The organism is Ligilactobacillus sp. RTP31139st1_D10_RTP31139_211217 (assembly GCF_040226755.1).
GTDB classification, from domain to species: Bacteria; Bacillota; Bacilli; order Lactobacillales; family Lactobacillaceae; genus Ligilactobacillus; species Ligilactobacillus animalis.
The window spans coordinates 14,880-28,333 of sequence record NZ_JBCOAR010000005.1 but is presented as its reverse complement, the minus strand read 5'-3'; the positions used below and the strand labels follow the sequence as shown (position 1 = coordinate 28,333).

The window sequence follows — 13,454 nt, the reverse complement described above, 5'->3', positions numbered from 1 at the left end:
GTGAAAAGAGCATTGATCAGTCTTTCAGATAAAAGTGGTATCGTTGAATTTGCCAAAGGATTAGTCGCAAATGATTTTGAGATCATTTCGACAGGTGGTACTCAAAAAATGTTAGAAGAAGCTGGGATCAAGACCCTGGCAGTAGAAGAGGTGACTAATTTTCCTGAGATCTTGGATGGCCGGGTCAAGACCTTGAACCCATATATCCACGGGGGACTTTTGGGAAGACGTGATTTACCCGAGCATGTTGCAACCATGGAAAAGTTAGCGATCAGACCGATCGACCTAGTATGTGTCAACTTATATCCCTTCAAAGAAACGATCACCGATCCTAGCAAGACATTTGCCGATGCGATCGAAAATATCGATATCGGTGGTCCAAGTATGTTGCGTTCGGCCGCTAAAAACTTCAATGATGTAACTGTGGTCGTCGACAAGGCTGATTATGAGAAAGTTTTAGAAGAATTGAACAATGAAGGTAATACGACTTTAGCAACGCGTAAAAAGTTAGCGGCTAAAGCTTTTACACATACAGCCAGCTATGATGCGATGATCGCCCATTACTTTGCTGAGCAATTACATGAAGTTGCACCAGAGAAGTTGACATTGACCTATGAATTGGAGTCTGAAATGCGCTATGGCGAAAATTCGCACCAACCGGCTTGGTTCTATCGGGATGCTTTACCTAAAAAATATGCGATCACTTCCGCTAAACAATTAAATGGTAAGCAATTATCCTATAACAATATCAAGGATGCCGACGCTGCACTGCGGATCGCCCGCGAATTTGAGGGCCCGACCGTGGTCGCTTTAAAACATATGAATCCATGTGGGATCGGACAAGCAGATAACTTGGAAAAAGCGTGGGATCTAGCTTATGCGGCTGATCCGATCTCGATCTTTGGTGGCATTATCGTATTGAATCGTCCAGTCGATGTCAAAACGGCTGAAAAAATGCATAAGTTATTCTTAGAGATCATTATCGCACCTGGTTTTGAGCCAGCTGCCTTAGAAGTTTTGAAACAAAAGAAGAATTTACGTTTATTAGAGTTAGATTTTAGTGCTAAAGATGAAACTCCAGCCTTTGAAACAGTTTCGGTCATGGGTGGCTTGTTGGTCCAAGAACAAGATATGACTTTAGAAGATCCAGCTGACTGGACTGTTGTTACGAAAAAAGCGCCAACTAAAGCACAAGAAAAAGCGTTATTACTTGCTTTAAAGGCTGTCAAGCACACTAAATCTAATGCGATCGTAGTAGCTAATACTGAACGCACATTAGGGATCGGGGCTGGTCAACCTAATCGGATCGACTCGACCAAGATCGCAGTGGGACATGCTAAAGACTTTATCAATGATGAAACAGTTTTAGCCTCAGATGCCTTTTTCCCAATGGATGACTGTGTTGAATATGTGGCTAAAAATGGGATCAAGGCGATCATTCAACCGGGTGGCTCGATCCGCGATGAAGATTCGATCAAAATGGCTGATAAGTATGGGATCGCAATGTTGACTACAGGTATCAGACACTTTAGACACTAATGGGCGAGGGTGAAACGCAAATGAAAGATGATTTAAAGTTATTAGTCGTTGGTTCTGGTGGACGTGAACATGCGATCGCTAAAAAATTATTAGCTAGTCCACATGTTAGTCAAGTTTATTGTGCTCCAGGTAATCCGGGGATGACAGTGGATGGGATCATACCGGTTGCGATCTCTGAGCTTGATTTTCCGGCACTTAAAGGTTTTTGTTATGAAGAAGAGATCGCCTGGACTTTTGTGGGACCGGAAAATGCGTTAGTCGCTGGGATCGTGGATTCATTTGAAGCAGATGGGCTAAAGATCTTTGGTCCAGCTAAGACAGCAGCTCAGTTGGAAGGGTCAAAAGACTTTGCGATGCGCTTTATGAATAAATATGCTGTTCCAACGGCAAGCTTTGCCACTTTTTCCGACTCAGCTTCAGCTATTGCAGGGCTAGCAGAATTTAGTGAACCGGTCGTGATCAAAGCTGATGGGTTAGCAGCTGGTAAGGGGGTCGTGATCGCCCAAACAAAGGAACAAGCTAAAGAAGAGATCGCTTTGATGTTTAAAAAAGGGCAAAAACGGCTCGTGCTCTCGGAATTTTTATCTGGAGCAGAATATTCACTCTTTGTTGCGGTAGGCCGTAAAGATTATCGGATACTTCCGATGGCGCAAGACCATAAGCGAGCTTTTGATCTTGATAAAGGGTTGAATACTGGTGGAATGGGGGCTTATAGTCCGTTGCCACAATTGCCAGAAGCTGATTATCAGCGGATGTTACGTGAAGTTGTTGCACCAACGATCGCTGGTTTGCGCCAAGAAGAGTTTGATTACTGCGGGATCTTATATATCGGGTTGATCATGACCGAACAAGGCCCGAAAGTCATTGAATACAATGTACGTTTAGGTGATCCCGAGACGCAGGTCGTCTTACCGCGGATCACATCTGATTTTGCAGAATTGATAGACTGTGCGCTTAATGGCAACGCATTACCAGCGATCGAAGTAACGGCTAAAGCTTGCTTAGGCGTAGTCGTAGCAGCTTCTGGTTATCCGGGTGAGTATCTCAAAGGACAAGTTTTGCCCGAATTAAAAACAACAGATGAGATCAAGATCGATTATGCTAATGTCAGTGAAAAGGCAGAGCAGTTTATCGGTAATGGTGGTCGTTTATTGTGTGTGTTAGCGCTAGAAGATGATCTTCAGCTAGCACAGGCAAAAGCCTATAGTTATTTAGCGCAACATGAATTTACTGATTGTTACTATCGCCACGATATCGGGACGAAAGCCACAGGAAAATTTTCTGGGATCGATGGCGAACTAAAAGACTTAGCCTAGTGTAAAAGCGGACTGGATCTGGTTCGCTTTTTTACTTGTCTTCTAAGTAGAGAAATGATATTTTTAAGGAAATGATTTGGACAAGGCAGGAAACTAGATGAGTAATTTTATGTATCAAGCATTCAGCGAGGTCGCTAAGCAAAAAGCTTTTGTGACGGCAGCCAAAGTATTGAATGTGACACCATCAGCGATCAGTCATTCGATCAATGGGCTTGAAAAAGAGTTAGGATTTGCATTGTTTTTCCGTAATCGCAATGGAGTCCAGTTGACTTCCGCTGGAGAAAAGATCTTACCGATCGTCCGTGAACTATTGAATACCGAAGATAAGTTATTAGAAGAAGCCGCTCGGATCAACGGGTTAGACCAAGGACGGTTGCGGATCGGGGCTTTTAGTAGTGTCTGTATCAATTGGCTCCCTGATATGATCAATACCTTCAAAAAAAATTATCCTGAGATCGAAGTTTCGGTTTGGCAGGGCAACTTTAATGAAGTCATCCAGCAGATCAAATTAGGAGAGATCGATATTGGTTTTTCCGCCTTACCGATCAAAGAAAATCTGGAAGTTGTACCGTTGTATCGAGATGAGATCTATTGTGTTGCACCTGAGGGATTTACGCCCCAAGATAAAAAAGCCGTCGTGGCTAGTGATGTGGCGGATAAACCGTTTATTCTCCAAGAGATCGATTATGATCGCAATACTAAAGAGGCTCTGGATGACTATAATGTTTCAGTCAATTCGATCCAATACAGTATCGATGATGCCTCGATCATTGCAATGGTCGAATCAGGACTAGGCTTTGGGATCTTGCCAGAATTAGCTCTACAAAAACTTTCGGGCAATGTCGTGCAGTATCCTTTTGCCAAGCGATATTTTCGGACGATTGCCTTAGTAACACACAATAAAGCCCAGCAAACACCTTCGACACAGGCTTTTATCCGCGTTATTATAGACTATTTGACCGAGCGCTATGGTGGGTTAGTGTAACGGGTCACAGTAAGAATTGTTAAAAAATTTAAATAAAGTCAAATTTATGGACTAAGGTACTTGCATATAGCATTAAAGTTTGTTAATATTCATAGGACATTGCCAGGCAAAGTAGGTGAATATTAATCAATGGAAACAAAATTAAAAGTTGGCGACAAAGTGACATGTGATAAATTTGCTTCATTGACGCATGATTTTGTCGGCGCGATCGAAAAGATCTATGAAAATTCTGCAGTGGTTGAGATCTTGGAACATCATAAAGATGATACCGTAGTCGTGAGCGATTTCCATAACCGTGCTGTAGTAGCTTTAGATCACATGAAAAAGAAGCCAGCATAAAAATTCAAAAAAAAGATGACAAACGAAGATAAGGGTGCTATAATTATCTTTGTTGTTGCGGGTGTAGTTTAGTGGTAAAATCCCAGCTTCCCAAGCTGATGTCGCGAGTTCGATTCTCGTCACCCGCTTCAAAGAGCATCTTTGGTTTCGGCCGGAGATGTTTTTTATTTAAGTTAAGAAAACTCAATGATAAAAGAAAAGTAGCCTGTGGCAGCGGTAAGCGAGTCTGGGGTGGTGGGAGCCAGATCGTGTAAGCAGGTGAAGCGCGCTTTTTAGAGTACAAGTGAATATTTGAGTGGATATTGATCAAATAGAGTGGTACCGCGGGAATTTCTCGTCTCTTGCAAAGTGTTATTTAACGCTATGCAAGAGACGTTTTTATTTTTAAAGGAGGATATAATGATGAAGGACTACAAACAATTAGTGGCTCAAGCAGTATATGCAGCAGTTGATGGCCAGTTAAATGAAGAAGCGATCATTGAAAAGATCGAACAACCAAAAGATCTTAAGTTAGGGGACTATGCTTTTCCAGCATTCGTATTGGCTAAGGTCTTGCGTAAAGCACCACAAATGATCGCGCAAGAATTGGTCGAAAAGATCGATACGACTAATTTTGAAAAAGTTGAAGCTGTGGGACCTTACGTAAACTTTTTCTTAGATAAGGCAGCTTTTAGTGAAGATGTTTTGCATGATGTTTTGACTAAACAAGAACATTTTGGGGATGCAACGACTGGCAATGGCCGCCAAGTTCCGATCGATATGTCTTCGCCTAATATCGCTAAACCAATGTCGATGGGCCACTTGCGTTCAACTGTGATCGGTAACTCGATCGCTCTTTTAATGGAAAAATCCGGTTACAAACCAGTCAAGATCAACCACCTAGGTGACTGGGGCACCCAATTTGGCAAATTGATGCGTGCTTATGAACTTTGGGGAAGTGAAGAAGAAGTTAAAAATGATCCGATCAACTCCTTATTAGGTTATTACGTACGTTTCCACCAAGAAGACGTTGAAAATCCTCAATTAGATGATGAAGCCCGTGATTGGTTCAAACGTTTAGAAGATGGGGATGAAGAAGCAACTCGTCTTTGGAAATGGTTCCGTGAAGAATCACTTAAAGCTTTCACAACTGTCTATGATCGTTTAGGGATCGAATTTGATTCTTACAACGGTGAAGCTTTCTACAACGACAAGATGGATGAAGTAGTCGAGATCTTAGAAGACAAGGGATTATTAAAAGAAAGTCAAGGAGCTCAGATCGTGGATCTTGAAGCCTATAACTTGAATCCTGCTTTGATCAAAAAGACTGACGGGGCGACACTTTACATTACTCGTGACTTAGCCGCAGCAATGTATCGTAAACGTACTTATGACTTTGCCCAATCCTTGTATGTCGTTGGTAACGAACAATCAAATCACTTCAAGCAATTGAAGGCCGTTTTAAAAGAAATGGGATATGATTGGTCCGATGATATCCATCACATTCCATTTGGTTTGATCACACAAGGTGGTAAGAAGCTTTCTACACGTTCGGGTCGTGTCATTTTGTTAGAAAAAGTTTTGGATGATGCGGTTGCCTTGGCTAAAGAACAGATCGAAGCTAAGAATCCTGGTTTAGCTAATAAAGATCAAGTTGCTGAAGAAGTCGGTGTTGGTGCGGTAGTCTTCCATGACCTTAAGAATGAACGTTTGAACAACTTTGACTTTGATTTAGAAGAAGTCGTACGTTTTGAAGGTGAAACTGGTCCATATGTTCAATACTCACATGCTCGTGCAATGAGTATTTTACGTAAAGCTGGTGTGACGAAGATCGATCCGGCTAAGGCCTATGCTGTAACAGATGAAAATGCTTGGGAAACTTTGCGTCTATTGGGCGAATTCCCAGAAACTGTTGCTCGTGCAGTCGCAGAATACGAACCATCTGTGATCGCTAAGTATGCGATCCATTTGGCAAAAGCCTTCAACAAGTACTATGCTCATTCTAAGATCTTGGTCGAAGATGACCAATTAGAAGCACGCTTAGCTTTAGTAGCTAGTGTAGCTGATGTCTTAAAAGAAGCATTGCGCCTCTTAGGGGTAGCAGCTCCAGACGAAATGTAATTTTCAAAAGTCGATCGCCACAGTGTGATCGGCTTTTTTTATGAAATCACCGTTAGAAATAATTTATTGATAAATAAGTTTTGCGCCAGTTGTTTAGTGGTAAACTTGGTGCAACAAACAATAAGGGGGAGTTTCGTGGTGAAGATCAACAATTATGCAAAAAAAGAGGATTATGTTTTTGATCTGATTCAAAAAATCGGAAATTTATCAGAAAAAGACCAAGAAAAATTTCGCACATCTTGTCGAGCAATGGTTTATGACTACAACGATATGTTGATGTTCAATGGATTTAAGGGTGACTTTGCTTGCTTTTTAGTCAGTGGGTTGGTGGCAAGCCGGTATTACAATTATGAAAGTGATAAAGACCAATATATGACGTTTTATAAGCAACAAGAGTTATTCTATCCTTCGCACGAGGTATTTGATGAAGATCATACGGAAGAAGAGTTGGTCGTATTTTCGGATAAAGCGATCATTATTGTTATTCCTGAAGATATTATGCATGAATATCGAGATAAATCGCCTTTCTTCAATGAAATGCTACGTGAGCAGATGGCATACCAATTGCAAAAAGAACGGATCTACAACATTTATTGCAATCTATCATCGACAAGAGAACGGATCAAGAATACACTTTTCTACTTAGCGGTGCTCTATGGGAAAGTTACCGATGAGAAGTGGGTCCGTTTGCCTCGGCGGATCGATCAAAACGTTTTAGCTTCTTACACTCGTGCCTCTACCTCACTAGTCAACATGATCATCAAAGAATACTGCAGTCAAGGCTTAGCTAAACGGGGACGGCGCAAGCTCTTGTTAGACCGCGAGCTAGTGATGGATTATGTCGCGAATACAGGTTTTAATGAGTTTAGTTGAATTTTTAGACGAGATCGAGTAAGCCTAATTTTGCTTGCCTGCGGAAGTTTGTTAAAATAGAGATACAATCTTTTGTCTTGAGGTGATTTTTGTGAAAAAAGAAATGCGCCAAGGAAAGATCGAGCAGCTGATAAATCAGCAAGTCATCTCTAATCAAGAAGAGCTGATGCAGGCGCTACAAGCTATTGGTATCAGTGCAACGCAAGCGACGATCTCACGCGATATCCGGGAAATGCAGATCGTTAAGCAACAGGATGGTAATGGTAAGTTACGCTATGTGATCTTTAAAGCTAACAATCAATCGGAACAAGATAAGCTGTATAAAGCAATTTCTGATGCGGTCACAGCGATCACGACGGTTGAATTTATGAATGTGATCCATACTACTCCACGCAATGCGAATGTTTTAGCGGCGATCTTAGATGATCTGTCTTTACCAGAAGTTGCTGGAACGTTAGCTGGCTTTGACACTGTAGTAGTGATCAGTCCCTCACGCGAAGCTGCTGCTCAGCTCTATGCGTTATTTATGGAACACGTTGATCCAGATAATTTGCTGTAGAAGCATTTATACTATAATGATCATTGAGATCGTGACTCTTAGTTGCGGTCTCTTTGTGCATTCTTAAATATTATTAAATTTTAGATACGTTTGGCGGAACCTTGCTTAGATGTGCTAAGATGATAATTAACGATAGTAGAAAAGGAATTTATGCGATGAATGATTTTTTAGAAAAATTGCGCCAAACTATAAGCCACTATGGTAAAAAAATTTGGACTTGGTTTTTGGCTAAGAGCCGACGTTATCAATTATGGCGGTGGTTGGTAGTTATTTTTTTAGCGAGTTTTTTATGCATGAGTATCTATCTGACCTTTGTAGCCAAAACTTCTAATGTTAAGGGCCTAAAGAACGCTTTAGAACAAGCAACTGAGATCTACGATAAAAATGATCAAAAGGCGGGTTATCTTTATGCCCAAAAAGGTACTTGGACTTCGATCGATGATATTTCACCTAACGTTATCGATGCAGTATTGTCGACCGAAGACCGTAACTTCTATAAAGAATATGGTTTTTCCGTCAAAGGAATCGCCCGGGCCAGTTTGATGCATCTCAAAAATAAGTTGACTGGCGGTAATGCCGTTACCGGTGGGGGGAGTACTTTGACCCAACAATTGGTCAAAAATGCCTTCCTTTCCCAAGAACAGACGCTTTCTCGTAAAGCCAAAGAGATCTTTATTGCGATGCAAGTCGAAAATACCTATAGTAAAAAAGAGATCTTAGCAATGTATCTGAATCATGCTTATTTTGGCAATGGAGTCTGGGGCGTTGGTGATGCAGCTAAACGCTATTTTGGAACAACGGCTAGCCAGTTGACGGTTCCACAAGCAGCTACTTTAGCGGGGATGTTGACGAGTCCAAATGCCTATAATCCAGCCGACCATCCCGAAGCCTCTAAAAAACGCCGGGATGTAGTCTTGAGCTTGATGGAAGATAACAATAAACTGACCGCAGCCCAAACTAAAGAATATCAAGCTACACCAATGGTGACTAATAATACGTATACCTATAATTCAGGTTATAAGTATCCATATTATTTTGATGCTGTTATCTCAGAAGCGATCAATCGCTATGGTTTAAGTGAATCAGATATTATGAACCGTGGCTATAAGATCTATACTTCACTTGATCAAAATTACCAAACGACATTCCAAGAAGATTTTGCTAATGACTATTTATTCCCAGACAACGCGGCTAATGGGGCTAGAGCTCAAGGTGCTTCAGTGGCACTTGACCCTAAAACAGGCGGTGTAGCCGCGGTCGTTGGGGGCCGGAGTGGGACGCATGTCTTTCGGGGCTATAATCGGGGGACGCAATTGGTGCGCTCACCGGGATCAACGATCAAACCCTTAGCGGTGTATGCTCCGGCTCTGAATAAGGGTTACCATTATGATTCGGAATTGCCTGACGAATTGAAAGCCTATGGAACTAACAAGTATACGCCACATAATTGGAATAATGTTTATGGTGGTGATCTCCCGATGTATAAAGCCCTAGCTGAAAGTAAAAATACTTCCGCGGTCTGGTTGTTAAATAAGATCGGGGTCAAAACCGGTTTTGACAGTGTTGAAAAATTTGGGATAACGCTAGATCCTTCTGATGAAAATTTGAGTTTAGCGCTAGGGGGACTTAAAAAAGGGGTCTCACCTTATCAGATCGCAAGTGCTTATACGGCTTTTGCTAACGATGGTGTCCGCTATGATCCACACTTTATCACCAAGATCGTCGATGCTTCGGGTAAGACGATCGTTGATAATACTGAAGTCGATTCGACGCGAGTCCTTTCAGCTAAGAATGCCAATGAGATGACGAGTATGTTGATCGATGTATATACAATGGGGACTGGGACTAATGCTAAACCAGCTGGTTATACGATCGCTGGTAAGACCGGTTCAACGCAAGGCAATGGGGTCGATCCGATGGCAGCAGATACCGATCATTGGTATGTGGGTTATACCCCAGATGTAGTTGTGGCTACCTGGGTCGGCTATGATTCTAGCAAAGATTCGATCGAAGACGCTGGTAATCGTGGTGGGGCTAGTCTGTTCAAGACCCAGATGGAAGGCATCTTACCATATACCAAGGAAAATAAATTCGAAGTCAAGTCCGCCTCAACGATGGCCGCTGAGAATAGTGCTGACGATGATAGCGATGAGAGCTGGTGGGATAAGATCAAAAATGCTGGTCAAGAAGGTACGAGTGATTGGAAACAGACTGCCGATTCGTGGCTTCAAAAAGGAAAAGATGCATTAAATAGCCTGTTTGGAAATTAGTTTTTAAAGGCTTTAGATAAAACTTTTTTAGCAAAGTGCGTTATAATAGATATATTAAGAATTGAAGGAGCGATATTATGGTCAATATTTATGATACAGCTAATCAAATGGAACAAGATTTGAAGCAAACACAACAATACCAAGAATTAAAAGCAGCTTATGAAGCTTTGAAGGCGGATGAAAAAGCTTATGCTTGCTTCAAGGAATTGCAAGATCTTCAAGGTCAATTGCAACAAAAGCAAATGCAAGGCAACATCACAGAAGACGATTTCAAAGAATTGCAAGAAGCTGGGGCTAAAGCTAAAGAATTTGAAACATTACAAACATTGATGTTGAAAGAACAAGCTTTGAGCATGTTGATGGATGAAGTAAGCAAGATCATCTTCCAACCAGTTCAAGAATTATACCAAGATTAAAATGAACAAAAGAGCTCTGCGGAGCTCTTTTTTTAGTCCTACTAACTGAAGCGAAAATGTGGTAAAGTTAGTACGAAACGGGGAAAAATAAATGAATGGATAGGACAAGAGCGTGTTAAAAAAATTATTTGATTATAAAGTTGATGAAAATTTAGAATTATTTGTATTGATCAAGTCAGCTGAAACGCGGATCGCTAAGAATGGCAAAAAGTTTATTGCTTTTAATTTTGCTGATAGCTCTGGCGTGATCAGTGCTAAATTTTGGGATGCTTCAGATGATGATATCAAGCGATTTGAAGCGGGCAAAGTAGTTCACTTGAAAGGTAAACGTGAAAATTATCAAAACAATCCCCAGATCAAGATCTTCAAGCTTCGGTTAGCTAATGCTGAAGAACCAAATGATCCGGCACTTTATCTCCAAGCTGCACCAGAAAAGACACTTGTGATGGAAGAAGAACTGAATCAGTATGTGTTTGAGATCGTTAATCCAACGTGGAATCGGATCGTGCGTTATTTACTCAAGGAATACCACGATGAGTTCTTTAAATTTCCCGCAGCTAAGTCCAATCATCATGCCTATGCGGGTGGTTTAGCCTTTCACACATTATCGATCTTACGCTTGGCTAAATCAGTGGCCGAACAATATGAAGAAGTTGATAAGGCATTACTCTACGCGGGAACTATTTTACATGATCTAGGTAAGGTCTTAGAATTATCGGGGCCCGTTGCGACGACCTACACGCTAGCTGGTAATTTGATCGGGCATATCGTTTTGGTCGATGAAGAGATCGTTAAAGCTTGCGCAGCATTAAAGATCGAACTTGAAAGTGAAGATGCGATCTTATTGCGGCACATGATCTTAGCACATCATGGACTATTGGAATACGGTTCTCCAGTGCAACCACACTTGTTAGAGGCCGACATTTTACATCAGTTAGATAATCTTGATGCTTCGATCCAAATGCTAAAGAAAAGTTTAGGGCATACCGAGCCGGGCAATTTTTCAGAGCGCATCTTTGGGATGGATGGGCGTAATTTCTATCATCCCAAACAAAAATAATTGCCTTGGAGGCTGATCACGCACAGGTCAGTGAAAAATTTGACATCACTAAAGAAACTTTGCGTTATTGGGAAAGATCGGGATTACTTCCTGAGATCCCACGTAATGAGAGTGGTTATTGTGGCTATGGAGAGTATGGGTCTTCTTTATTCAGGTCATGCGCAAAGCTGGGGTATCGATCGAGGCGCTAGTTGAATTTGTTGAGCTATATCGCTTAAAAACTGATACACGTGCTGCCCAAAAACAATTACTTGTTGAACAACGTGATAAATTGGAACAACAAAAGCGCGAGATCGAAAAAACTTTGAATTATTTAAATTACAAGTTAGATAATTTTGAAAGTCATGTACTAAACTATGAAATTGAAAAATTACACTATAAAATAGATGAGAAAGATCAATGAGGTCATATGGCAAAAAAACATTTTTATGCAATAAAAAACACGGGTAAGATCTATCGCACTTGGGCTGAATGCCAAACTGCACTAAAAAAAGTCAAAGCACCTGTATTCAAGGGATTTGCAACTGAAGCGGAAGCCAAGGCATTTTTAGCGGGGCAAAGTCCAACTGCAAGTTTACCAAGCGAAAGTATTTTCGTCGATGGTAGTTTTAATGCGGATGAGACGATCGTAGGGGGCGCTTTTGTAATGGTAAAAGATGACAAAAGTGTCCATGAACAAACGATCCGGGATGATAAGCATGCTGAGATCTTGCGGTTACGCAATGTTGGCGGCGAATTGTTGGCTACGATCTACGCCCTAAAGTATGCACTATCACTGGGAATGAAGGAAGTCACGATCTGTCATGACTATCAAGGGATCGCTAGCTGGGCCGATGGTTCTTGGCAGGCTAAACAAGATATTACCAAACGTTATGCTGCGTTTGTTAAGCAAGTTACCACTAAAGATGGATTGCAGGTCCATTTTCAAAAGATCTCGGCTCATACTGGAGTAAAATTCAACGAACGGGCCGATCAACTAGCTAAACAAGCTGCAGGGATAGCAATTTGAACGTAAAAGAAGCTGTGTCAGGCTTCTTTTTTTATACTAAAAAAGGCTACCCACGAAATGTAGGTAGCCTTTGAAAGTTCAAAGCTTATTTTGAGCTTGAGCTAGATGAAGAAGAGATGTAATCGGATAAGACATCTTTCAAGTCACTATCTTTGATGTTTACATTACCTTCTTTGAATTCTTTAGCAATGATCTTTTGCAATGCTGTTGAATCATTTAGTTTTTCATCAATGATCTGATCTTTCAATTCTTTTGTATGATCAGCCATCTTGCCCTTACCAGGGTTCTTGATGCTGTAGATGACATGGTAACCATAGCTTGTCTTAACTGGTTCTTGTGAGAATTCACCTTGTTTCAAAGCAAAGGCAGCTTTCTTGAAGTCACTGTCAAGGGAAGTATCCATGTTATTGAAGGAAGGTAACTTACCGCCATCATTCTTAGTAGATTCATCGATCGATTTTTCCTTAGCTAACTTCTTGAAGTTATCCCAAGAGCCGTCTTTTTTCAATTCTTCGATGATCGCATCAGCATCTTCTTTCTTAGATACCAAGATCTGTGCGACTGTGATCGTTGGTTCATAGCTCTTCCATTGTTTCTTCAAGTCAGCATTAGTGATCTTAGTATTAGCGATCACAGCTTGACGAAGCAATAAGTTAGAACGAATGCTCTTCTTAAATGCTGAAGCTGTCATACCATTTTGGGCTAAAACAGTTGAGAAAGAAGAACCATATTGTTTCTTATACTTATTGTATTCTTTGTTAACAGCTTTATCAGTGACCTTATCACCATACTTGCCTTCTAAGATCTTATCTAAGATCATTTGTTGTAAGACTTGCTTACCTGAAGTAGTCTTTTTCATGCTGTCGTAGTATTGGCTTTCAGTGATCTTACCACCTGATGTTGTTGCAACTGTTTTAGATGAACAAGCTGCTAAGGTGAAAGTCAACAAGACGCCGGCTAAAGCGGCAAACCATTTTTTCATTATGTT

At 41.1% G+C, this 13,454-nt stretch carries 12 protein-coding genes, 1 tRNA gene and 1 pseudogene; 13 read left to right on the top strand and 1 reads right to left on the bottom strand.

Features of this window, described 5'->3' with window-relative positions:
- The 13 genes and pseudogenes from purH (at position 1) to ABT996_RS04065 (ending at position 12,466) form a co-directional block, all read left to right on the top strand.
- Positions 1-1,539: a bifunctional phosphoribosylaminoimidazolecarboxamide formyltransferase/IMP cyclohydrolase gene (purH, locus tag ABT996_RS04125; protein WP_035449284.1), complete on the top strand. Its 1,539-nt coding sequence runs from the start codon at positions 1-3 to the stop codon at positions 1,537-1,539.
- A 20-nt stretch (positions 1,540-1,559) separates the two neighbouring features.
- The gene (gene purD, locus ABT996_RS04120; protein ID WP_010689224.1) at positions 1,560-2,855 is read left to right on the top strand and encodes a phosphoribosylamine--glycine ligase; all 1,296 of its coding nucleotides are present in this window, start codon (positions 1,560-1,562) and stop codon (positions 2,853-2,855) included.
- Between the two features lie 97 nt (positions 2,856-2,952).
- The gene (locus tag ABT996_RS04115; protein ID WP_035449283.1) at positions 2,953-3,840 is read left to right on the top strand and encodes a LysR family transcriptional regulator; all 888 of its coding nucleotides are present in this window, start codon (positions 2,953-2,955) and stop codon (positions 3,838-3,840) included.
- A gap of 129 nt (positions 3,841-3,969) precedes the next feature.
- A complete protein-coding gene (locus tag ABT996_RS04110; RefSeq protein WP_010689222.1) occupies positions 3,970-4,179 on the top strand; it encodes a hypothetical protein in 210 nt (69 codons plus the stop codon).
- Between the two features lie 57 nt (positions 4,180-4,236).
- A tRNA-Gly gene (locus ABT996_RS04105) sits at positions 4,237-4,307 on the top strand.
- A 274-nt stretch (positions 4,308-4,581) separates the two neighbouring features.
- On the top strand, positions 4,582-6,279 hold the full coding sequence (argS, locus tag ABT996_RS04100) for an arginine--tRNA ligase (protein ID WP_010689221.1): 1,698 nt from the start codon (positions 4,582-4,584) through the stop codon (positions 6,277-6,279).
- Positions 6,280-6,417: 138 nt separating this feature from the next.
- Positions 6,418-7,152: a Crp/Fnr family transcriptional regulator gene (locus tag ABT996_RS04095; RefSeq protein WP_010689220.1), complete on the top strand. Its 735-nt coding sequence runs from the start codon at positions 6,418-6,420 to the stop codon at positions 7,150-7,152.
- Positions 7,153-7,243: 91 nt separating this feature from the next.
- Positions 7,244-7,711, top strand: coding sequence for an arginine repressor (locus ABT996_RS04090; protein ID WP_010689219.1), 468 nt, complete (start codon positions 7,244-7,246; stop codon positions 7,709-7,711).
- A gap of 155 nt (positions 7,712-7,866) precedes the next feature.
- Positions 7,867-9,981 (top strand): PBP1A family penicillin-binding protein, encoded by a 2,115-nt coding sequence (locus tag ABT996_RS04085; protein ID WP_035449280.1) that lies wholly within the window; start codon positions 7,867-7,869, stop codon positions 9,979-9,981.
- Positions 9,982-10,058: 77 nt separating this feature from the next.
- Positions 10,059-10,397, top strand: a complete 339-nt coding sequence (locus tag ABT996_RS04080) for a YlbF family regulator (RefSeq protein WP_035449277.1) — start codon at positions 10,059-10,061, stop codon at positions 10,395-10,397.
- 112 nt (positions 10,398-10,509) lie between these two features.
- Positions 10,510-11,457 carry a 3'-5' exoribonuclease YhaM family protein gene (locus ABT996_RS04075; protein ID WP_035449275.1) on the top strand — a complete coding sequence of 316 codons (948 nt, stop codon included), beginning with the start codon at positions 10,510-10,512 and terminating at the stop codon, positions 11,455-11,457.
- A gap of 5 nt (positions 11,458-11,462) precedes the next feature.
- Positions 11,463-11,860 (top strand): annotated as a pseudogene (locus tag ABT996_RS04070) (MerR family transcriptional regulator).
- Between the two features lie 6 nt (positions 11,861-11,866).
- Complete coding sequence (locus ABT996_RS04065) at positions 11,867-12,466, top strand: ribonuclease H1 domain-containing protein (RefSeq protein WP_035449273.1); 600 nt, start codon at positions 11,867-11,869, stop codon at positions 12,464-12,466.
- An 85-nt stretch (positions 12,467-12,551) separates the two neighbouring features.
- Here ABT996_RS04065 and ABT996_RS04060 read toward each other — a convergent pair whose 3' ends face one another.
- Positions 12,552-13,448 carry a peptidylprolyl isomerase PrsA gene (locus ABT996_RS04060; RefSeq protein ID WP_035449271.1) on the bottom strand — a complete coding sequence of 299 codons (897 nt, stop codon included), beginning with the start codon at positions 13,446-13,448 and terminating at the stop codon, positions 12,552-12,554.
- Positions 13,449-13,454 lie beyond the last annotated feature (6 nt).